The organism is Dyadobacter sp. CY261 (assembly GCF_021440085.1).
Lineage (GTDB): Bacteria > Bacteroidota > Bacteroidia > Cytophagales > Spirosomataceae > Dyadobacter.
Map to the genome: position 1 here is coordinate 294,772 of NZ_JAKCPW010000006.1, position 20,841 is coordinate 315,612.

Sequence of the window (20,841 nt, forward strand, 5' to 3'; positions counted from 1 at the left end):
TTTTTATCCTACTTTGTTGGTATGCAAGCATACTAAAACTCAACCCGCTTTGCCATGGCGATCATACAGCAAATCATCTTTATAGCTATACTCGCGGGGGTGGCCTGGTTGATGTACCAACGGATCGGTATTATCGGTAAGACCATCCGCCTCGGGAAAGAGGAAGACCGTACCGACCAGCCAAGCAAACGCCTTTCAATCATGATGCGGGTCGCTTTCGGGCAGAAAAAGATGTTCGATCGACCTCTGATAGGCGTCCTGCATTTCGCAGTATATGTCGGCTTTATTCTCATTAATATCGAAATCCTTGAAATCGTACTGGACGGAATTTTGGGTACTCACCGGCTTTTCTCAGCCGCACTGAGCAATTTCTATGCTGCTCTGATCGGCTTTTTTGAATTGCTGGCATTGGCCGTCCTCATAGCCTGCGCCATTTTCCTGATCCGCCGGAGCTTTCTGAAAGTGGAGCGGTTTCAGCCAGCACGTCACCGGGAAATGAGCGGATGGCCACAATTGGACGGCAAGCTCATCCTCGTTTTTGAAATCGTGCTGATGATCGCTATCCTTACCATGAATGCCGCCGACAGCGCATTGCAGGACCTTGGAAGTGCGCATTACCCCATTACAGGAGATTTTCTGGTCAGCCAATGGTTCAAACCGCTTTTTGCAGAATGGAGCGAGGGCACGTTGATCGCCTACGAGCGGCTAGCGTGGTGGATACACATTCTGGGAATATTCATTTTCGCGGTTTACCTCACTTACTCCAAGCATTTGCACATTGCGCTGGCATTTCCAAACACCTATTTCTCGCGTTTGGAACCCAAGGGCGAAATGAAGAATATGCCCGAAATCACGCAGGAGGTCAAGATCATGCTTGGATTGGATACGCAGGCCGGCGATACAACGGTCCCCGAGCGCTTCGGCGCGAAGGATGTGGCCGATCTGAGTTGGAAAAACCTCATGGATGCGTATTCGTGCACTGAATGCGGTCGCTGCACCGCCGCTTGCCCGGCGAATATTACCGGTAAAAAGCTGTCGCCGCGCAAGATCATGATGGACACACGCGACCGATTGGAAGAAGTGGGGCGGAATATGCTGGCCAACAACGGTGAGTTTGTGAATGACAACAAGAACCTGCTGGGCGATTACATAATAGAAGAAGAGATCCTTGCATGTACAACATGCAATGCGTGCGTGCAGGAATGCCCGGTACTTATTAACCCATTGGATATTATCCTCCAATTGCGCAGGCATAAGGTCATGGATGAGGCACATGCGCCGGGCTCGTGGAATATGATGTTTCAAAACCTGGACACCAACCAGGCACCCTGGAAATTCTCGGCGAACGATCGTTTCAACTGGGCCTCCGCAGTGGTGGACCGTGGCCCGGAAAACAAATCAACAGAATCAGGAATATGAGCGAGATCACATACCAGGTGCCTACCATGGCCGAAATGGCAGCACGGAACGAAACGCCCGAAGTTTTGTTCTGGGTGGGCTGTGCCGGGTCATTCGACGACCGTTACAAAAAGGTAACGATCGCATTTGTGAAGATTCTCAACGCCGCCCGGGTGAAATTCGCGGTGCTTGGGACCGAAGAGAGCTGTACCGGCGATCCGGCACGCAGGGCGGGTAATGAATTTACATTCCAGATGTTGGCCATGTCAAATATACAGGTGCTGGACATATACAATGTAAAAAAAATAGTGACGGCGTGCCCGCATTGCTTCAATACACTGAAAAACGAGTATCCGGCGTTGGGAGGGGATTACGAGGTTTTGCACCATTCGGAATATCTCCAACAACTGATCGATTCGGGGCGCGTGCGGCCTCAGGGCGGCGAAGTGTTCAAAGGGAAAAAGATTACTTTCCACGACGCTTGTTACCTGGGCCGTGCGAACGACGTGTACGAAGCGCCCAGGCATGTACTGGAAGCGCTGGATGCCGATCTCGTAGAAATGAAACGCTGTCGCACCAAAGGGTTATGCTGCGGCGCAGGCGGCGGACAAATGTTCAAAGAACCCGAGCCAGGCAAAAAGGACATCAATATCGAACGGATCGAAGAGGCATTGCAGACTGGTGCGGATACCATTGCCGTTGCTTGTCCGTTCTGTATGGTAATGATGACCGACGGCGTCAAAAACAAGGAAAAAGAGCAATCGGTAAAAGTATACGATCTCGCCGAGCTGGTCGCACAGGCAAACGGCCTTTAACCAAACTCCGCGAGAACTATGCAACCAGCTCAGTTGTTTTAGAGTACCAATATAATTAACCGTTTAACCGGCATTTAAAACCTCTTTTAATCATGTACATTTCTTTTAGTGATATCGATCTTCAATCCCGGGTTTGGGTTTACCAGGCCAATAGAGAGTTGACAACCCAGGAAACGGGGATTATCACCGAAACTCTGAAAGCTTCACTGGACACCTGGGAAGCACACGGAAAACGACTGACTGCTTCCGGAAAAGTGTTTGAACACCGTTTTATCGTAATCGCCGTTGACGAACGCCACGAACTTCCCAGCGGGTGCTCGATCGATAAATCGGTGCATTGGTTACAGGAAATCGGGCAACGCATGGATATCGACTTCTTCGACCGCTCGCTGGCATATTTAGACGATAACGACACAGTACAAACCATTCCGGTTCCAAAAATTAGGCAGGCGATCATTCAGGAAACAATCCTCCCTACTACGACGATCTTCGATAACCAGGTAGGCACGAAGGCACAATGGATGAAACGTTGGAAGATCCCGGCCTCGAATTCCTGGCTGAACCGTTATTTTACAGAACAAACCAGCTTATAAAAGCTGCAAAAAGGTAGTTTTGCAATTCAACATATCAGAGTCCTTCATGAAGTTCATCCGGCTGGCTGTCGTCGTATTTTTTGTGTGCCTTTTATCCGGTTGTGATAAAAATGTCGTTTACAAAGCCCACGAGGACATTGACGACGGGCTTTGGTATATTAAAGACAAGCCTTCCTTCAAAGTTGAGATAAAGGACACCACTCAGGCCTACAATCTTTACTATGTGTTACGGAATGCCTTGCAATATCCCTATTACAATCTTTACATCACCCGCAACTTCGCGGGTCCCGATGGGAAGATCATTTCCAATACATTGGAAGAGGTTTTTATTTCGAATGAAGTAACGGGTAAGCCCTATGGCAACGGCCTGGGCGATCTGTTCGATCACAAGATCCCTTTCCTGAAAAACTATCGCTTCTCACGCCCGGGTACTTACACGTTCACCATTTCGCAATCCATGCGCCAGAACCCGCTGCCATTTATTCTCAGTGTTGGTGTCAGCGTGGAAAAAGTTGCCGTTAAAGAATAGAGCTATCAGGCAGTGGGTGCTGGCGACTCGCCTCCTTCCGGACGTTTTTTCGGCTTCCGATAGCGCCGGTAGGGCTTTTTCTTAAATTCATTTACGACGATCTGTTCTTTAACTATTCCCGCTTTTTCTTCCGCTACTTCGTGCACAGGCTCGCCTAGCAGAAAACCATAAGGTTCAAGGGTGGGAATCGTATCGAGGATTACTTTCAGAATGGCCGTTACAGGTAATGCCAAAATCAATCCCGAGAGCCCCCAAAGCTGACCGCCGAGGAACAATGCAACAATAGCTGCCAGCGGGTTGACGCTCACTTTTGAGCCTACAATGTTCGGTGTAATAAAATTGCCTTCTAAGAACTGCACAAAGCTCATAACGCCGATCACACCCAACGCATACCAGGGCGAGTCCATCGTGACAATACTCAGCAATGCAGGTAATACCGAGCCGATCAGGATTCCGATGTATGGGATCAATATCAGGAAACCTGCCAGAAACCCGAAGAATATCGCATGCGGAATGCCTAGTATCAGCAAGCCAATGCTATTTAGCACCCCCACTATCAGGATTACCAGGAATAATCCCGAGAGATAGCTTTGGATCACCTCATAGATTTTCTTTAATAACGCATTCAGGTCTTCATTGGGCACACTTTGAAAGGCCTTGTGGACAAACATCCGGAAGAAGTCGCGATAGAGGAGGAAGAAGAATATGTAAAGCGGGATCAGGATAAAAGTAGAGATCGCACCCGTGGTGGTTACCAAGGTATTCAGTAAAAAGGCCCTACCCTCGCTTAATGCATTGATCAGGTATTTTTGCGCCTCGTTCACCTGTTGTGTACGGCTGATATTCAAATAGCGTTCGCCCATAGTCAGCGTCTGGTTCAGGATCGCCTCCGCTTTCTCGGTGATGCGAGGCAGCTCCTCAGCAAAACTTCCTATTTGCATAGAGACGACATAAACGAGTATCACAATGGCCGTGAAAAGGGCGAGGATGCTCAACAAGATGGCACCAATTCGCGGAACTTTCCGCAGTTCGAGCCACGCGCAGACAGGGTGCAGTAAAATGGCGAGCAAAATCGAGAATGCGAGCGGGATTAATGTTTCGCGGAGCACATAGAGAATATATACCGTCGCAATGAGCGCTACCAGGGAACTGGCAAGCTTCAGGTACACGGGGGTTTCTCTATCTTTGTTTGGAAGAGGACGCAACGTTGAATTCATGAACAAATTGATATATCTGTGGTTAGCGGTCAAAACCGTGTTCTGTACCTGTCAACCCGATCACAGAACCAATGATTTTAAGAAAGTTAAACGGCATTACAAAATTAGCAAAATAGGACAGCTCCCCGCAGTAGCGTCGGAAAGTTCCGGATTGGCGAAAGGTATTCAGCCCGGCACGTTCTGGACCCATAACGACAGTGGCGGAAAGCCGGAGCTTTACCTCTTCGATCTCAATGGTAAATTGCTTGATACAAAACCCGTTCCTAATGCCAGAAATACCGATTGGGAAGACCTTACACAGGACAATGCCGGCAATTTTTATATAGGCGATTTCGGCAACAATACTTCGCACCGCAGCATATTGAGCATTTACAAGTTCAATCCGGATCTCAATAGCACCGAGCGGATTGACTTTCGATATCAATCACCTGCCTCGTTATCCGACTGCGAGTCTTTTTTTTATCGTCAGGGAAGTTTGTATCTTTTTTCAAAGAACTGGGGCAAGGATCACTGGGTAAAGATGTACCGGCTCCCGGCCAATCAGGGCGACTACACTATTGCTGCAACAGACAGTATCCGCATCAACGCACAGATTACTTCGGCGGCTCTTAGCCCGGACGGTAAAACATTTGCCTTGCTGACTTATGGGAAAGTATTGTTATTTGAAACTTCCGGCGACAACGTCGATTTCAGCAAACCCAAGGGATGTTTTCGGTTTTCTAGAAAACAATCCGAGGCCATCGTATTTTTGAACAATACCGATATGTTAATGACCAACGAGCAAGGAAGTATCTATCAAACTACTTTTCGTTGATGTTATGTTTATGTTAACAATAGATTTCCTGATGTAATCACAACATCACATCTGCTAATTTCGAATCGTGTTTTAATCATAAAAACAATGAGCGCTGCTAAATCTGCAAACTCGGCTCCGAAAGTACTGGTAGTTGACGATGACTCTGATATTGTTGAACTTCTGGAATATAACTTAACCAAGGAAGGGTATTCGGTACTGACCGCTTCCAACGGCAGGAAAGCCATCGACATTGCCAAGGTTTTTATACCCGATCTTATCCTTCTGGACATCATGATGCCTCAACTCGACGGCATCGAGACCGGCCGGATTCTTCGCCAGAACCCCGATATCAGAAATACCTATATTTTGTTCCTTACTGCCCGCTCCGAAGAGTATTCGGAGGTTGCCGCATTTGAAGTAGGTGCCGACGATTACATTACCAAGCCGATCAAGCCACGCGCATTGATGAGCCGGATCAATGCATTGTTCCGCCGAGAAGCACAAAAGGCAGAATCGGGTGATACTATTGAGATTCTTGATTTGGCGATCAATCGTAAGAACTATACGGTGACACAAGGCGGGGAGAAATCAACTGTTCTGCCCAAGAAGGAATTTGAATTACTGTTCTTCCTAGCGCAAACACCCAACAAGGTTTTCAGCCGTGACGAACTGCTGCAAAAAATCTGGGGAGCGGACATTTATGTTCTAGAAAGAACCGTCGACGTCCATATCCGTAAGTTGCGGGAAAAGCTGGGCGACAGTTATATTAAAACCCTGAAGGGTGTGGGCTACATGTTCAGCAACGAACGGGACTAGCCGTCACCGCTCTACTTCTTCGAGCTTTTTAACCTCGGACTCGTCCTCTTTGGATTTGTCTTTCTTCTTTCGTCGGAAAGCGAGTTTGATGTTAACTTCACCATTCTCATCGATTGCACGGAGGAATATTTTTGAACCTTCGCGCTTTTCAGGGTTGTTTGGATCCAGCACGTACGTTGAATCACGCTTTTTGAGGTTACTAAGCGGGATTTGGATGTTAATATCCGTTTTGTTTCCAAAACTGTAAATCCCATCGATGAAAAGTGTCAGTAGGTTAGACTCTATTTCCATTGGCGCGATATCTATTTCCTGTCCGGTCAGCCGGAAATCGTTGCGTATGGGCGCAAATTTGACGCGTTCGAAGTTCCGCTTTTTGAAGATCAGCTTTTTCATCTTCATGAACGGCTCGAAGTTGATAATGTAGGCATTCGTCAGATCGATCCTTAACAGCCCTTTCATGCTTTCGGGCACCAGCTTTACATTGTTATTCAATGTCGACTCAAAACTAAAATTCGTGTTCAGGATGCCTTTCAGATTCTGATGGGTCAAGGTTTTTTGCCCAAAATTATCAAAAGAGTAAAAAACGGAATGGACATCCGCATTCTCGATCCGGGCACGGACAGCCATATGCGGCAATTTCCCGGAACCCGCATTATCCATCTCCCCCGACAGCCGCACTCTTCCAGCACCAAAAGCTTTTAACTGGAAGTACTCGATACTCACCGCATTATTGCTGATCGTCAGTTGCCCCTTGACATCACGCCCTGTGAAGTTGCGGTAACGAACTTTCTTAGCATCCAGCTTGGCGACGATCTCCATTTTGTCGATCGCGTTATCCAGCAATTCCGAAAGTTTCAAGGAACTCCTCGATTTCGGCTTGCTGTTGCTTTTTGCCGCCAGCAAAGGTTCGAGCCAGTTGAGCTGCCAATCAGGAATATTGACATCCACGTTGGCGCGAAGCGATTTTGGCGAACCAAAAAGATAAGGGATAAGGTCTAGTAACGTCCCCCGCACATAAAGCATATTCTGGCCATCGGAAAACCGTAGGTTCGGCAGCACCATCACTTTTTCATTGAATGTCAGATCCCCATTTATTTTACTGACGCTTACTTTTTGCGGTAAGTAGTCCATTGCAATGTTTTTAAGCGCTACTTTACCTACCACTTTGCCGTCGAAATTGTCTTTCCCGGCATTGTAAAAGCGTTTTAAATTGCCACTAAAATGGAAATCGATCCGGGCAGATCCATGTTTGAAACGATAGCGGGAAGGATCGAGCAGCGCGCCCATATTCGTGGAATCAGCCTCAATGCGTCCGTCGATATCGGCGCGGGGATTACGAAAGTTGTTGACAACCAGTTTAAATGCAAATGGAATAGTTTCAAAAAAGCCTGTAATTTTCGGTGCGATCAGACGAGAATTATAAACGTCTGCAAGCTTGGTGGTATCGGCACGATTAGTGAATGTTCCGGATGCCTTCATTTTGCGCAGTACGCCCACGGGAAGGTTGTACCTGAACGTATCAGTTTCGAAATGGACGTCGACCTGTGGTTTTAAGCCCGGCCGCCCGAGGATTCCCGCTATTTTTACCTGCGTATCCACGTTCGTTTGAACGCCAATGGAGTCTATCTGTTTTTGTAGCCGGGTGTTCAGCAATGGCAAAGCGTCTTTTACAGCTATTCCTTTTGCTTCGAAATTGAGGGTAAATACTTTTATGGTGTCCGAAAAATCGAAAACTCCGTTAATCCCGATTTTACTATGGGTAGCGCTCTCCAAAATGGACGGGTATATTTTCAGCTTTTTCTCATCCTCATTGTAAGCCAGCACTAATGCGAGCGTAGTCTCCTGATTTTTCAGAAAACTGCCTTTATCAACCTTAAAAGTTAGACCATTAAAGAAAACCGATCCTGTAAAACTCGCATTTGTACTTGAATCGGTGCGCTCGATAATGTTGGTAGCATCGCGGAAAAGCGCCCCGAAATACTTTTCCTTTACCGAGTCGGAATAGGCTACGCCAAAATTCAGAAAGCGGATATTTCCCAGTTTTTTGATTATTCCGTCGTCGGTTTTCTTGGAGTCTTTCTTCTTGTTATCATCGCCGTCTGATTTGAAAATCGAAAGATTCGAATAGCCATCCTTTTGCACGAACAATTTCAACCCGCCGTCTTCCAGCACCAGATTTTTGATACGCACATCTCCGGACAGGATCCGTTTGAAATCGATCGCTACGTGAATTTTACCAGCTTCCAGAAACGGTTTGTGATGAACGTTATAAAGTGTGTCGGTAAGTTTCACATCATATAGCGTAAAGTTCAATCCCAAACCTCCATAAAAAGGTCGGAATTTAAAATCACCGATTGCCAGGTTACCATTCAGATTTTCATTGATCAACTCCTGTGCGCTCCTGAAAAGCTTTTCCCTGTTTTTGTAAACCCAAAACTCCACAGCCCCGAAGAGTACAAAGCCAACCAGCGCAACGATACCAATGATTTTTAAAACTTTCGAAGACATGAACGAAGAGGTTTAGCGCTGTTGATGTCAGGGAACAGATCGCTTCGATTACAATATAAGGAAGACATTAATAGCGTGCCAGAAATAATGTCCCAACGGCCATGTCAGCATCTTACCGGCCATCTTGCTCGCTATTGAGCACAAAATGTAGTAGTTTTGCGCACTCTTTTGGAATACCTAATTCCATTTACCAATCCATTGCTTTAAGATGCTACTGAGCGAACAGGAAATACTGCGCCGCCAAAAACGTGAAGAACTCATGAGGATGGGCATTGAGCCGTATCCGGCGGAAGAATTTGTCGTAAATACGTACGCGACGGACATCCTCAAAAACTACGAAAACAACAAGATCGACTATAAACACGTCACAATGGCCGGCCGGCTGATGGGCTTCCGCATTATGGGAAGCGCCGCGTTCGCCGAGTTTCAGGACAGCACCGGACGTATACAGTTGTACTTCCGCCGCGACGACCTTTGCCCCGGCGAAGATAAGACGTTGTATAACACCGTTTTCAAAAAGTTGCTCGACATTGGCGATATGATCGCCGTAACAGGATTTGTTTTCACCACGCAAACCGGTGAAATTTCCGTACATGTGCAGGAATTTACCATATTAAACAAATCACTACGACCGCTGCCTGTCGTAAAGCGCGATGAGGAAGGCAATACCTATGATGGATTCACTGATCCCGAACTGCGTTACCGCCAACGTTACGTAGACCTGATCGTAAACCCGGAAATACGCGATATTTTCATTAAACGTGCCCGGATTATTACCACCATGCGCTCTTACTTTGACGCAAATGGGTGGCTGGAAGTAGAAACACCGGTATTGCAGTCGATCCACGGCGGTGCGGCGGCGAGGCCATTCACAACCCACCATAATGCACTCGACCTGGGCTTGTACCTGCGCATTGCAACGGAGCTGCATTTGAAACGCCTTATCGTGGGCGGCTTTGAAGGGGTGTATGAATTTGGGAAACTGTTCCGCAACGAAGGAATGGACCGTACCCACAACCCAGAGTTCACCACCGTCGAGCTTTACGTTGCTTATAAAGACTACCTCTGGATGATGAACATGACCGAGCAAGTGCTTGAAAAAGTAGCACTCGCCGTGAATGGCACTACGAAAGCGACATTCGGTGATGTGGAGCTGGATTTTGCAGGTCCTTATCCGCGACTCAGCATTACAGATGCGATCAAACAATATACAGGTCTGGACGTGGAAACGCTGGACGATGTCGCGATCCGCGAGCAATGCCGTGCCTGGGGAATGGAAGTGAACGAGAGCATGGGTAAAGGAAAACTGATCGACGAGATTTTTGGCGAGAAAGTGGAATCTAACATTATTCAGCCCACATTTATCATCGACCATCCGGTTGAAATGTCTCCGCTTACTAAGAAACACCGCACCAAAAAAGGCATGGTAGAGCGATTCGAACTGTTTATTAACGGTCGTGAGGTAGCCAACGCCTATTCCGAGTTGAACGACCCGATTGAGCAAAAAGAGCGTTTCGAAGACCAGCTGCGCCTGAAAGAAAAAGGTGACGACGAGGCAATGGAAATGGACGACGACTTCATCCGTTCGCTCGAATATGGAATGCCGCCGACGGCCGGTATCGGTATCGGTATCGACCGGCTCACTATGTTGCTTACCAACAATGCCAGCATTCAGGAAGTTATTTTCTTCCCGCAAATGCGGCCGGAAAAAAAGACTGAGATTGCGAAAGAGTCGGATTATGTTACCGCCGGCGTTCCTGCGGTGTGGGTACCAGCATTGCAGAAAATGAATATCCTGACCATCGAGCAACTGAAAGGTGCAAATGCAAACAAGATTTTCAACGATCTCGGCGGAATGCGCAAAAAACTCAAAATTGACGAAAAGATGCCTCTTCTGGACGATATTAAGTCTTGGGTGGAATAGATTACCAATTAAAAATGCCGCTAGATAGCGGCATTTTTAATTGGTCTTGCAAAAAAAATATAGTTATATCTTTTTTACCTGTACGGCATTAAGTCCTTTTTTACCTTCAACGACTTCGTACTCTACTTGGTCATTTTCACGGATAGTAAGTCCTCCCAATCCTGTCACATGGACAAAAATGTCCTTTTTTGTGTCGTCTTCCACGATGAAGCCGTATCCCTTAGCTTCATTGAAAAATTTTACAGTACCTGTTGGCATAATAGTTGAAATAAAAAAATTGAAATAAGGTGAAAATACAGGAGAAATGTAAGGCGTTTCAGTTAAAAGTCGTGATGACTCTACCAAATAATTGAGGGAGGCTCAACGCATTGGCAAAAGAAATTTTGGAAATTTCCCCGAAGACATCTTGATTATAATGAACTACTTACAAAATCTTCAATCACAAAGAAACAAAAATTGTTTGTAAAACAATTTATTTGATTAAAGAATTTGAAAATTTACGATCTAGCGGTATTTTGCCGTTTTGGCCTTACTTAAAGTAAAAATTACACTACAGAATTGCATATCCGGGCGAAAATCGCTAATTATGAGGTAATTATTCCAAACACAGGTATGAACAAGTTCAGGTATTTCGTTGAGAATCAGATATTTGGCGTTTGTGCTGAACTGGGAGAAAAACTCAATTTCCCGGCCAGCAGCATCCGTAAATACTTCATCTATGCCACTTTCATGACCTTCGGCTCACCTATTATATTATATTTGGTGTTGGCATTCTGGATGGAGTTGCACCAGCATTGGCGCAAGCATAACAGTCCTACGATCTGGGAACTTTAATCGGCTCGATCCCGGTAAGCTTATCAAATTTGTGCTTTCCGAGCACAAAATACTCCCATACCACACTCCTGTAATAAAGCGGGGCCCGGTGTCGCGTGCGCGGTGTATTCCTTGTTAGCTTCGGTATCATTCTGTAAAACGCGAAATGCGCTCTTATAATGGCCAAAACGTCGGGCCAGGCGCCAGTGGCCATGAACCGTGCGCTGGAAATGCCATCCAACACCAATCTGATTAACACTGTCTTCCATCTCCGGCCTTTCGGTAGGTTCTTATAGAGCATGATCAGATTGTTCCGGTAATTCAGAAAGGTCTTTCTCGGATTAGACTTGTGTAAAGTCCCCCCACCGACATGGTATACCATCGACTTTCCGCAGTAGGTGATGCGATATCTCATATTAAGCAGCCGCCAGCAAAGGTCAATTTCTTCCATGTGCGCGAAGAAGGACTCGTCAAAACCCGCAGCTTCGTGGAATGCCGATGACCGTACAAAAAGGCACGCTCCGGTGGCCCAGAAAACATCCCTCTCGTCATCATACTGTCCAAAATCCTCCTCGCGGGTATCGAAAATCCGACCTCGGCAGAAAGGATAGCCAAGGTAGTCCATATATCCGCCGGCTGCTCCCGCGTATTCGAAATGCGTAGGTAGGTCGTATGCGCGAATTTTTGGCTGGCAGGCGGCGATGCGTGGATCTGTTTCCATGAAGGCGATCACCGGGTCAATCCAGTTTTCAGTAACTTCAATATCCGAGTTCAGCAGGATGTAATAATCGGCCCGAATGCGGTGCAATGCGTCGTTATACCCTCCTGCATAACCTTTATTTTCATTAATGACCAGCGTGTTAAGCTCCGGGTAATGCGCATTGAGCCAGCTAAGCGACTGATCTGTTGAAGCGTTGTCAGCTATCCAGATAGCATTGCCTCCGGAATGTTCAACGACTTTGGGAAGAAATTTTTCGAGATAATGCTGACCGTTATAATTCAGGATTACAATCGCAACAGAGGGAGTCATTAGGTGTTCGGGTTATTTCATAAAGCCGCCCAAATCCAGCCCTGGAATGTTGGGAAGCACTCCATCCGTTGCCTTTTGCAGATGTTGTTTGATTTTGGGTTCAATGTTGTCGAAAGCTTTGTTGACCGCTGCCACGATCAGGTCCTGAAGCATTTCCTTATCTTCCGGGTTAACCAGATCCCTATCTACATCCAGACTGATCAATGTCTTCTGCCCGTTGACTGTGGCTTTCACCATTCCCCCACCCGATTCAGCGGTTTCTGTAATATTAACGAGCTGTTCCTGTGCTTCTTTCATACGCGACTGAAGGTCCTTCATTTTGCCCATGAGGCCCATCATGTCCGCCATATTTCCAAACATAGCTATCCTTATTAAGTTAATAACTTGACAAAACTTATTTCACAGAAATAGTTCCTCACCGTAAAAGCATAAAAGTACCGCTTTTTTCAACAGTTTGATCGATGTCGTCGACGAAAGTCATCTTGTAATAATAATACCCAACAGGTGCATTGGTCCCGTCGAAGGTTCCGTCCCAACCCTTGGCAATGTCGTCAGAATGGAATACGACTATCCCCCATCGGTTCATCACAGAAAAGCTAAACGCCTGCAATTGAGTAGATTTTGCTTCCAGAATATCATTAAACCCGTCTCCATTGGGTGTGAAAGCATCCGGAACAAAGACCCCGGCATTTCTGCGGTAGTTAATCACATTGGACAGGCTCTCGAAGCCGCCGTTTTGTGAAGTCGCCTTCACCTGAAAGTTGTATTCCAGATCGCTTTGATTGTTGAGTTTTACGGTGTAGGAAGTATTTTTTTGTACCGGAATGTCTTCGGAAGAACCGCTCGATCCGGTTTGCATTACTGTATATCCTTCAAATCCCCCCAGAATTGGTGATTCTGCCGTCCAGGAGAGCGTTGTCAGATTTCTATTTAAAAGTATCGTGCAGACCGGCTCTGAAGCAGGCACCTTTTGTCCGCAGGAATTCTCATAGCTCATCCGGTAACAATAAGAAAGCTCACTGGTCTTAACCGCATCGTCGATAAATTCATTCTGATTATAAAGCGTAATTATCTTCTTAAAAACAGTCGATCCGGCATCCGCCCTTTCAATGGAGAGCTGATAGGAGGCGTTGGGCCCTGCACCTGGTACTTCTGCTTTAATAGTCACACTACTCGCATCGAGGACCGAAACGGATCCGCTGGTAAGAGGCTTGGGATTTCCAGTTTCCACCCTGACACCTACCGGAGCAGAGGTGGATGTTGCATTCTTCAACCTGGCTACTACCTGGTATTCCGAAAAACTACCGCATTCAACGTCTTTGTCGGTATAGGTAAGATCGCCAATGTTCGTAAAACTTTTGATAACCGTACCGTCACGCAGCAAGTCATAGGATTCAAACTGCGTGGCGTCGGCATACTGATTCCACTTCAAAGTATTTGCTCCATCGGTTGAACTACCTGAAAGAATCATCGTACTAAGTGGCTGTGTGAGTGTGCTTCCAGCGCAAAGATCTTCGGATGATAGCCTGATTTTATAAATCTGCGCGGTATTCAGACCTTTAATGTCGTAAGGTTGCGTACCACCGGATGACCTTCCCCCGTGTACTGTATAAGAAGTGCCATCAGTACTGAACTGGACTTGCGTTGGAATACCAGCGACGCCAAGATAAATAACACGGAGCGTCCCGTCACCTCGCATTTCCACACTGGACATCTGGATTTCATTCAATTGAGGTCGCTCAAAAGTGATGGGTAGAGAAGCGGCTACACCTTTGTCACATGCCTTCCCTGCCGAATAATATCCCGTGAAAACAATGGTAGGGCTTTGTGATACATTGGCGTAATTATGTTCCAGCACCAGGTTATCCCCTTTTTGCCAGTTTTGGGTTTCTCCATCACCCCATTTGATCTCAATTCGGTCGTATGCCGTAAGAATGGAATTGTTCGTAAGAGAAACAATCACTTTACCACCCCCGCAGGATGAATAGTTAGCAGCGATCCCCCTTGTTTCGCTTACCTTGATCGTTTTACAGGCATAGCCAAGTTTCCCAGAAGAGAGAAATGCCTGTTGCAACATAATGAAGTTACCTGGGTTTCGATAAATGTATGAAGCAATACTTTGAAAGGTCGGGGCCTGTGACTTTCCGTCGTAACCTGCATTGTAGGATGCGAAATTTGAATTAGCTGTATTAGTGATCCGAACAGTCAGCGGTGCACACCCCTCAGACTTATCCAGTTCAAAGCCGCCACCACCCTGGTTACACAAACCTTGCGCACCGACAAACGGAGAATATAAAGTAACAAAAGCAAACAGAAGAAGAGGTAGTGTTATTCTCATAAGTGTGGCAACATTAGACCCTGACCTTTTTCAAAGACGGTTGATAAACAATAAGTTTGGGGAATCACATCGAATTCAAAAACGCAATAGCAAAAATAAGCTATTTAGGGGTGGCAAAAATGCGTACCTATTAAACGGAATTACCCAAAAAGTATTATCCCGCATGTACTGCTATTGAAAAAATCCTATCTAATCAGCAAAAAACTCCCATTTTTAACCACCGTTTGGCCGGAAGAGTTTGTCGCTTCAATTTTGTACAGGTAATAGCCCCCCGGAGCTTTTCCAGTTTTTACATTACCGTCCCAACCTTCTGCGATATCCGTCGAATGAAAAATCACTTCACCCCAGCGACTGAATACCGACATACTGAAATCTTTCACGAAGTATGCTTTGACCTCGAAGCGTTCATTATATGAGTCTCCGTTGGGCGTAAATGCGTCGGGTATGAGAAGAATCGCTTCACTCCTGAAATTCAGCACATTCGATAAACTTGTAAAATTACCCCCGGGGGATTTCGCTTCGATCCGATACCCGAAGTCCGATTGAGACGCCAGGTCCAGCGTGTGGCTGGTCGAAAGACCTTTGGGAATCACATTAATCAGATTCCCGGGCTCATCGACCTGTTGAAGGTCGTAGGATTCCACCGGGTTGATGAACGGTGCATCCGGGTTCCATACAATGTTCGGCGTGTTCGTCGTCAGCAAAATGGAACAAACCGGGGCACTGAAAGATGGTGATTTGAGCTTGCAGGCGTTTTCGTACTGAAACCGGTAACAATAGGAGTTTCTTGACGTGCTCACATTTGCGTCATCCCATTGCAGGCTTTGGTTGTTTGCTGGTGAAACGATTTCAAAACTCGTACTTCCCAGCAGTGCACGCTCTACAATCAGGTTGTAGGAACTCGTAAGTCCCTCTCCGGAAAGTTCCACTTTTGTACCAATCGTATTTTCATCCTTAACAGTCACAACAGCATTGTTAATATCCGCTGGAGCCGACGTCTTGGGATCCAAACTGATAGGCGCTGAATATGATCTGACATCGTTCTCGACAATCGCCACGATTTCATATTGGTAGGTGTTACCGCATTTAACGTCGGTGTCTTCAAAGGAACGCTTGTCCGCGGTGGTAAAAATCACAGCTCCGTTCCGTTTGAGTTGATACTCGACTAAACCAGCCGTATTGGGCTCATTCTCCCATTCCAATGCGATGATTTCATCCAACGACAAACCACCTTGTTTTATCGTCATGCTGCTCACGATCGGACTTTTGATGATATTGCCGCAGATATCAGTAGACCAGAGCTGGAACCGATACACCACTTTCGGATCTAGCAAGGGTACCGACGCCGATTGTGTTCCGCCAGTTTGCCCGCTTTTGTTGGTAAAGGTCAAATCTCCATCACCCTTGGCAATGTAGAGCTTGGTCTCCACACCTTCTATTCCTTCATAGATAACCTTTGCATCACCACTCGCTGGCATTGACACATTTAAAATCCTGATTGCTTCCAGCGACGGAGGTGGCGTATTGGCATCAAGGGTAGTAGTATTGGTACTTGTCGAACATTGTCCATTAGTGTACGTGCCCCTCAGGGTAATGGCAGGACGGGCGCCAGCATAGGTATGGTCAAAATAGGCTGTGGTGCTGGTTTTGATGTTGACAGATTGCTTCGCCCCGTCGCCCCAGTTGATTTCAATAGCGTCGTATGCTTTGGAAATATCATCACTCGCAATCGTCAGGCGCACTTTTCCATTCTGGCAGGCAATAATCTCAGCATTCGGCCCCCTGGTCTCCTTCACGACCACATCTTTGCATTGGCTGAAACCCGTACCATTGGCGCTCCCATACTGCAATATGGTGTACGTACCGGGAATCTGATAAGTGAAAGTAGAATCCTGTGTTGTCTCGCTGGTGTTTGGAGGTGTGTTTTGATTCCGATCGAACCGGAAGGCATAGGTGAGACTTTCCGGCTTGGGAACCAGATTTTTTACATTCACAGTTAAAGGGGCGCAACCTTCGGCGGGCATTACATTGAAACCACCTGTACTACCGCAAAAACTTTGTGTTGCCGCCGTTCTTGCAGTACTTTCCTGACCTGAAACTTCTAGCTGAGCGAGCGAAAAAATGCTCAGCAAAAATAGTATCAGTAGCTTATGTTTCATTGTGAGTAAAGTAGGTTCCGCGGGGTGTGTTGTTGTGGATTGTTCCGTTGAAACGGATCGTGTAAATCCTGTGTTCAATCTGTAACGGACGTTCAAAAATAGAACTTTCGACATTATCAACGTACCTTTGCAGAGTAAAAACGAGTTTTAGTTTAAAACTATTTTTTCATTAACCCGATTAATGAGTAATCATACCAACCCGATTGCGCTGGACTCTATCGAAGATGCCATCGAAGCGATCAAAAAAGGGGAACTCATCATTGTTGTCGATGATGAAGACCGTGAAAACGAAGGTGATTTTATCTGCGCTGCCGAATTGGTAACGCCAGAAATAGTCAATTTTATGGCAAGGGAAGGCCGCGGACTAATCTGCGTGCCGATCACCGAAGAACGCTGCGCCGAACTCGAACTGGAAATGATGGTGGGCAATAACACCGCCCTGCACGAAACCGCATTTACTGTTTCGGTCGATTTGCTCGGTCACGGCTGTACCACGGGTATTTCCGCCAGCGACCGTTCCAAAACGATCCAGGCGCTCGTGAGCAAAGACACAAAGCCCGCCGACCTGGGCCGTCCCGGACATATTTTCCCGCTGAAAGCCAAACGTGGTGGCGTACTTCGCCGCACAGGCCATACAGAGGCCGCGATCGATTTTCCACGCCTGGCCGGACTGTCACCTGCCGGTGTGCTGGTTGAAATCCTGAATGAGGACGGCTCGATGGCACGACTGCCGCAACTGCGCGAAATAGCCAACCGCTTCAATCTCAAACTGGTCAGCATTAAAGACCTGATCGAGTATCGCTTGCGTGAAGAATCGCTGATCAAACGTGAGATCGGAGTGGATATGCCCACCAAATGGGGCCATTTTGACCTGATCGCTTACCGGCAGATCAATACCGGTGACTTGCACCTCGCATTAGTAAAAGGTACCTGGGAAAAAGACGAGCCTGTACTCGTGCGCGTCCATTCGTCGTGCGTTACCGGTGACATTTTCGGCTCCTGCCGCTGCGACTGCGGACCTCAATTGCACGCTGCGATGGAAATGGTCGATAAAGCTGGCAAAGGTGTGATTGTTTATATGAACCAGGAAGGCCGTGGAATTGGTCTTTTAAATAAGCTAAGGGCTTATAAGTTGCAGGAAATGGGCCGTGATACCGTGGAAGCCAACCTGGAACTCGGTTTCCCGATGGACGATCGCGACTATGGCGTAGGTGCCCAAATCCTTCGCGACCTGGAACTGACCAAGATCAAGCTGATCACTAATAATCCCAAAAAACGTGCCGGATTAATCGGCTATGGCCTCGAAATAGTGGATTCTGTGGGAATTGAAATCCCGTCCAATCCCTATAACGAGAAGTACCTGATGACAAAGCGGGACAAAATGGGCCACAGCCTTAGCAATCTAACCATCGTAGGACATAGCAAGGGCTTATGACGATCGACATTGTTCGGACTGACGACGATATTCTCAAATGCCGCAGTGCCATCCAGGCCCTGCGGCCATTGCTTACCGACGACCTCTATTTCGACGCCGTCAAGCAAACCCTCGCGGATAACCGCCAAATCGTTTTTATCGAAGACGGCACCCCTGATGCCGCCGCAGTGGCTGTTTTTGAAACCGGTTACAATCTTTTTCGAGGAAAATACATCTACATCGACGATCTTTCGGCATTGCCAACCCAGCGTGGAAAGGGTTATGCAGGGATGCTCCTTGACTGGATCGCAGATTATGCGCAGAAAGGAAATTTCAACGAAATCCACCTCGATTCGGGCGTAAATCCTGCCAGAACCGACGCGCACCGTTTATATCTCAATAAAAGATTTCAGATTACGAGCCTGCATTTCGTAGCCAAGGTCTGACTTTCGGGTCGGATAGGCGGCTACTTTACTAGCAATATAACTACATGACAATCGATCAGATTTTTGAAGCATTTGATACCCTGCGTGTACTGGTAATCGGTGATGTAATGCTCGATTCATATGTTTGGGGGAAAGTGGAAAGAATATCCCCGGAAGCACCCGTACCGGTGGTCAATGTACAAAAAAGAGAGTACCGGCTGGGCGGGGCAGGCAATGTGCTGTTGAATGTGCAATCTCTTGGTGCCGAAGCTATTATATGCTCCGTGATTGGGACCGACAGCCCCGGCGATCTCTTAGAAAACAGCCTTCAAGAAAAAGGATTGAATTGCGAAGGCCTGATCCGCAGCGACGCCCGCATCACCACCATCAAGGAACGCATTATCGCCGGCTCTCAACAAGTTGTACGGATTGATACGGAAACCGACAAGCCTGTTTCCAAAGCCGAAACTGAAAAACTGATCGCTAAAGCGAAGGAACTCATCCCTTCCTGCCACGTCATTATTTTTGAAGATTATGACAAAGGCGTGCTGACTCCCGAATCCATTGCAGAAATCACCGCATTCGCCAATGCCAGCAATGTGCCCACGGTCGTCGACCCGAAAAAGCGGAATTTCCTTGCTTATAACCACACAACGCTTTTCAAACCAAACCTGAAAGAGCTTCGGGAAGGCCTGAAAGTGGATTTCAATGTGGATAACCTGGATGAGCTCAAAGCCATTGTCCAACATTTGAAAAACACGCTGCAAGTGAGAGGGGCATTGATTACTTTGTCTGAAAGAGGTGTTTTTATTGATTATCAAGAAGAAACACACCAACTCCCCGCGCACATCCGCCAGATCGCAGACGTTTCAGGAGCCGGTGATACCGTGATCAGCATTGCCGCCCTCTGCGTGGCGCTCGGGCTTCCGCCGGAAAACGTAGCCGCCATATCCAATCTTGGTGGCGGATTGGTTTGCGAAATGGTCGGCGTGGTCCCTATCAATAAAGATCTGTTGAAATCGGAGGCAAAAAAGCTGATTTAGACCTACCAATTGATCCCACCTTCGCCCAGGCTCATACGACGCATAAATTTAGATGATAAGCGTGAGCGGCTTGTGATGTAGCGCACACTCGCACCGATGTAAGGTGTGGTTGCTGGAGTATAAGAGGTGAGATTTTCGCGTGCGCTGTTGAATGTGCGAAGTTGCCGAAAAGTAGTTACGCCAGCCTCCAAAGACACATTAATAACTGAAAACAAATGCGCATTCGCCGCAACGCCGGTTTTGATCTGTCTGTAATTCTCCCGTCGTAACGCTTTTTCCTCCGGCGTCTGTACCTGGAACCCGCCACTGTAACCACTCAGCCCTGCCAGAAAATCGACGTTGAACCACTTAGTAGCTTTATAGTTGGCATTCATCATAAACGGCAATAAGGCGGAAACGCGCCAGTGCTTTCCTAACCCTTTATTTAACCCAAATACCGGAATAAAACGCAGTTTCTGATTATAAGCCAGCACCGACCCGTACATGAACTGAGTACGGAGCCCAAGAATATGCATCCGTGCTGCGCCACCCCAAAAAAAAGGCTGCGGGCTAAAAAACGTCTCGTTACTTTCGGTCATGCCCAATCCGCCGCCGTAAACCCAAAGCCGGTCCTTAATACTTGCCTGCAAGCGTAGAATGCCGAGAGACAGCGTTTTATAGCCATTCGAAGGATCATTTTTGCTGTCAAAAGTAGGTTGTATCTGAGTGTATTGAGCTAATGCAACTGTATGGACCGCCCGCAAATCAAACTTCTTCCGTAGACTATAACCGAGCTGCACTTCGCTTTGTAGCGGAATAATGCCGAGAAAGCCAGTCCTCGAAACGCCGTAGTCACGTGTTCCATCCAGGTTTGATGGCACATTGTACTCTGCTTTGAGTGTCAGGTTCGGATAGAAAAGTCGGCTGAGCGAGAAATGCTGGGCCTCTGCCGGAATGATCAGGCCCAGGAGCAGACAGGTTAACAGGTAGCGCGAGTTAGCCATGCAGGAATGTTTGGGGGTGCGTTAAATGTTGGCAAATAAC

General features: G+C 47.1%; 19 protein-coding genes. 11 read left to right on the top strand and 8 right to left on the bottom strand.

What is annotated here, in order from left to right; all coding sequences use genetic code 11:
• The first annotated feature begins 54 nt into the window (after window positions 1-54).
• From LZD49_RS18560 to LZD49_RS18575, 4 genes are all read left to right on the top strand, one after another.
• On the top strand, window positions 55-1,419 hold the full coding sequence (locus tag LZD49_RS18560) for a (Fe-S)-binding protein (protein ID WP_234669070.1): 1,365 nt from the start codon (window positions 55-57) through the stop codon (window positions 1,417-1,419).
• The gene (locus tag LZD49_RS18565; RefSeq protein ID WP_234669071.1) at window positions 1,416-2,213 is read left to right on the top strand and encodes a (Fe-S)-binding protein; all 798 of its coding nucleotides are present in this window, start codon (window positions 1,416-1,418) and stop codon (window positions 2,211-2,213) included. Before LZD49_RS18560 ends, LZD49_RS18565 begins: the two co-directional genes overlap by 4 nt.
• Window positions 2,214-2,305: 92 nt before the next feature.
• Window positions 2,306-2,806 carry a hypothetical protein gene (locus tag LZD49_RS18570; RefSeq protein WP_234669072.1) on the top strand — a complete coding sequence of 167 codons (501 nt, stop codon included), beginning with the start codon at window positions 2,306-2,308 and terminating at the stop codon, window positions 2,804-2,806.
• 46 nt (window positions 2,807-2,852) lie between these two features.
• Window positions 2,853-3,335: a gliding motility lipoprotein GldH gene (locus LZD49_RS18575; RefSeq protein ID WP_234669073.1), complete on the top strand. Its 483-nt coding sequence runs from the start codon at window positions 2,853-2,855 to the stop codon at window positions 3,333-3,335.
• A 5-nt stretch (window positions 3,336-3,340) separates the two neighbouring features.
• Here the strand turns inward: LZD49_RS18575 and LZD49_RS18580 are convergent, their stop codons facing one another.
• Complete coding sequence (locus LZD49_RS18580; protein ID WP_234669074.1) at window positions 3,341-4,552, bottom strand: AI-2E family transporter; 1,212 nt, start codon at window positions 4,550-4,552, stop codon at window positions 3,341-3,343.
• Here LZD49_RS18580 and LZD49_RS18585 point away from each other — a divergent pair.
• Entirely contained in the window at window positions 4,551-5,366 is an 816-nt protein-coding gene (locus LZD49_RS18585; protein ID WP_234669075.1) for an esterase-like activity of phytase family protein, read from the top strand. The two genes, LZD49_RS18580 and LZD49_RS18585, sit on opposite strands and share 2 nt — an antisense overlap.
• 87 nt (window positions 5,367-5,453) lie before the next feature.
• Window positions 5,454-6,164: a response regulator transcription factor gene (locus tag LZD49_RS18590; protein WP_234669076.1), complete on the top strand. Its 711-nt coding sequence runs from the start codon at window positions 5,454-5,456 to the stop codon at window positions 6,162-6,164.
• A 3-nt stretch (window positions 6,165-6,167) separates the two neighbouring features.
• Here LZD49_RS18590 and LZD49_RS18595 read toward each other — a convergent pair whose 3' ends face one another.
• A complete protein-coding gene (locus LZD49_RS18595) occupies window positions 6,168-8,672 on the bottom strand; it encodes an AsmA-like C-terminal region-containing protein (protein ID WP_234669077.1) in 2,505 nt (834 codons plus the stop codon).
• Between the two features lie 208 nt (window positions 8,673-8,880).
• Here LZD49_RS18595 and lysS point away from each other — a divergent pair, with 208 nt between their 5' ends.
• A complete protein-coding gene (gene lysS, locus LZD49_RS18600; protein ID WP_234669078.1) occupies window positions 8,881-10,596 on the top strand; it encodes a lysine--tRNA ligase in 1,716 nt (571 codons plus the stop codon).
• 63 nt (window positions 10,597-10,659) lie between these two features.
• On the opposite strand, the gene LZD49_RS18605 is transcribed toward lysS, so the two are convergent.
• A complete protein-coding gene (locus LZD49_RS18605; RefSeq protein WP_015813455.1) occupies window positions 10,660-10,854 on the bottom strand; it encodes a cold-shock protein in 195 nt (64 codons plus the stop codon).
• 354 nt (window positions 10,855-11,208) lie between these two features.
• Here LZD49_RS18605 and LZD49_RS18610 point away from each other — a divergent pair, with 354 nt between their 5' ends.
• Complete coding sequence (locus tag LZD49_RS18610) at window positions 11,209-11,430, top strand: PspC domain-containing protein (RefSeq protein ID WP_090154774.1); 222 nt, start codon at window positions 11,209-11,211, stop codon at window positions 11,428-11,430.
• Here the strand turns inward: LZD49_RS18610 and LZD49_RS18615 are convergent.
• The 4 genes from LZD49_RS18615 to LZD49_RS18630 all read right to left on the bottom strand — a co-directional run bounded on the left by LZD49_RS18615 (window position 11,411) and on the right by LZD49_RS18630 (window position 16,936).
• The gene (locus LZD49_RS18615) at window positions 11,411-12,439 is read right to left on the bottom strand and encodes a glycosyltransferase family 2 protein (RefSeq protein ID WP_234669079.1); all 1,029 of its coding nucleotides are present in this window, start codon (window positions 12,437-12,439) and stop codon (window positions 11,411-11,413) included. The genes LZD49_RS18610 and LZD49_RS18615 overlap by 20 nt on opposite strands.
• 12 nt (window positions 12,440-12,451) lie before the next feature.
• Window positions 12,452-12,799, bottom strand: coding sequence for a YbaB/EbfC family nucleoid-associated protein (locus LZD49_RS18620; RefSeq protein WP_234669080.1), 348 nt, complete (start codon window positions 12,797-12,799; stop codon window positions 12,452-12,454).
• 55 nt (window positions 12,800-12,854) lie between these two features.
• On the bottom strand, window positions 12,855-14,777 hold the full coding sequence (locus tag LZD49_RS18625) for a gliding motility-associated C-terminal domain-containing protein (RefSeq protein ID WP_234669081.1): 1,923 nt from the start codon (window positions 14,775-14,777) through the stop codon (window positions 12,855-12,857).
• Window positions 14,778-14,962: 185 nt separating this feature from the next.
• The gene (locus tag LZD49_RS18630) at window positions 14,963-16,936 is read right to left on the bottom strand and encodes a gliding motility-associated C-terminal domain-containing protein (protein ID WP_234669082.1); all 1,974 of its coding nucleotides are present in this window, start codon (window positions 16,934-16,936) and stop codon (window positions 14,963-14,965) included.
• 181 nt (window positions 16,937-17,117) lie between these two features.
• Here LZD49_RS18630 and LZD49_RS18635 point away from each other — a divergent pair, with 181 nt between their 5' ends.
• The 3 genes from LZD49_RS18635 to LZD49_RS18645 are packed head-to-tail and all read left to right on the top strand — an operon-like array spanning window position 17,118 to window position 19,818.
• Window positions 17,118-18,371 (top strand): bifunctional 3,4-dihydroxy-2-butanone-4-phosphate synthase/GTP cyclohydrolase II, encoded by a 1,254-nt coding sequence (locus LZD49_RS18635; protein ID WP_234669083.1) that lies wholly within the window; start codon window positions 17,118-17,120, stop codon window positions 18,369-18,371.
• Window positions 18,368-18,796, top strand: a complete 429-nt coding sequence (locus LZD49_RS18640) for an N-acetyltransferase (RefSeq protein WP_234669084.1) — start codon at window positions 18,368-18,370, stop codon at window positions 18,794-18,796. The genes LZD49_RS18635 and LZD49_RS18640 overlap by 4 nt, the downstream gene beginning before the upstream one ends.
• Window positions 18,797-18,840: 44 nt before the next feature.
• Complete coding sequence (locus LZD49_RS18645) at window positions 18,841-19,818, top strand: bifunctional heptose 7-phosphate kinase/heptose 1-phosphate adenyltransferase (RefSeq protein WP_234669085.1); 978 nt, start codon at window positions 18,841-18,843, stop codon at window positions 19,816-19,818.
• Window positions 19,819-19,820: 2 nt separating this feature from the next.
• On the opposite strand, the gene LZD49_RS18650 is transcribed toward LZD49_RS18645, so the two are convergent.
• Window positions 19,821-20,801, bottom strand: a complete 981-nt coding sequence (locus LZD49_RS18650; RefSeq protein ID WP_234669086.1) for a hypothetical protein — start codon at window positions 20,799-20,801, stop codon at window positions 19,821-19,823.
• Window positions 20,802-20,841: the final 40 nt, after the last annotated feature.

Bases quoted from the DNA above. Each gene is read 5' to 3' on its own strand.
- LZD49_RS18625 (WP_234669081.1), bottom strand. From the start codon at position 14,777: ATGAGAATAACACTACCTCTTCTTCTGTTTGCTTTTGTTACTTTATAT.
- LZD49_RS18605 (WP_015813455.1), bottom strand. From the start codon at position 10,854: ATGCCAACAGGTACTGTAAAATTTTTCAATGAAGCTAAGGGATACGGC.
- LZD49_RS18575 (WP_234669073.1), top strand. From the start codon at position 2,853: ATGAAGTTCATCCGGCTGGCTGTCGTCGTATTTTTTGTGTGCCTTTTA.
- LZD49_RS18650 (WP_234669086.1), bottom strand. From the start codon at position 20,801: ATGGCTAACTCGCGCTACCTGTTAACCTGTCTGCTCCTGGGCCTGATC.
- LZD49_RS18590 (WP_234669076.1), top strand. From the start codon at position 5,454: ATGAGCGCTGCTAAATCTGCAAACTCGGCTCCGAAAGTACTGGTAGTT.
- lysS (WP_234669078.1), top strand. From the start codon at position 8,881: ATGCTACTGAGCGAACAGGAAATACTGCGCCGCCAAAAACGTGAAGAA.
- LZD49_RS18610 (WP_090154774.1), top strand. From the start codon at position 11,209: ATGAACAAGTTCAGGTATTTCGTTGAGAATCAGATATTTGGCGTTTGT.
- LZD49_RS18615 (WP_234669079.1), bottom strand. From the start codon at position 12,439: ATGACTCCCTCTGTTGCGATTGTAATCCTGAATTATAACGGTCAGCAT.
- LZD49_RS18630 (WP_234669082.1), bottom strand. From the start codon at position 16,936: ATGAAACATAAGCTACTGATACTATTTTTGCTGAGCATTTTTTCGCTC.
- LZD49_RS18560 (WP_234669070.1), top strand. From the start codon at position 55: ATGGCGATCATACAGCAAATCATCTTTATAGCTATACTCGCGGGGGTG.
- LZD49_RS18645 (WP_234669085.1), top strand. From the start codon at position 18,841: ATGACAATCGATCAGATTTTTGAAGCATTTGATACCCTGCGTGTACTG.
- LZD49_RS18640 (WP_234669084.1), top strand. From the start codon at position 18,368: ATGACGATCGACATTGTTCGGACTGACGACGATATTCTCAAATGCCGC.
- LZD49_RS18620 (WP_234669080.1), bottom strand. From the start codon at position 12,799: ATGTTTGGAAATATGGCGGACATGATGGGCCTCATGGGCAAAATGAAG.
- LZD49_RS18635 (WP_234669083.1), top strand. From the start codon at position 17,118: ATGAGTAATCATACCAACCCGATTGCGCTGGACTCTATCGAAGATGCC.
- LZD49_RS18585 (WP_234669075.1), top strand. From the start codon at position 4,551: ATGAACAAATTGATATATCTGTGGTTAGCGGTCAAAACCGTGTTCTGT.
- LZD49_RS18565 (WP_234669071.1), top strand. From the start codon at position 1,416: ATGAGCGAGATCACATACCAGGTGCCTACCATGGCCGAAATGGCAGCA.
- LZD49_RS18570 (WP_234669072.1), top strand. From the start codon at position 2,306: ATGTACATTTCTTTTAGTGATATCGATCTTCAATCCCGGGTTTGGGTT.
- LZD49_RS18580 (WP_234669074.1), bottom strand. From the start codon at position 4,552: ATGAATTCAACGTTGCGTCCTCTTCCAAACAAAGATAGAGAAACCCCC.
- LZD49_RS18595 (WP_234669077.1), bottom strand. From the start codon at position 8,672: ATGTCTTCGAAAGTTTTAAAAATCATTGGTATCGTTGCGCTGGTTGGC.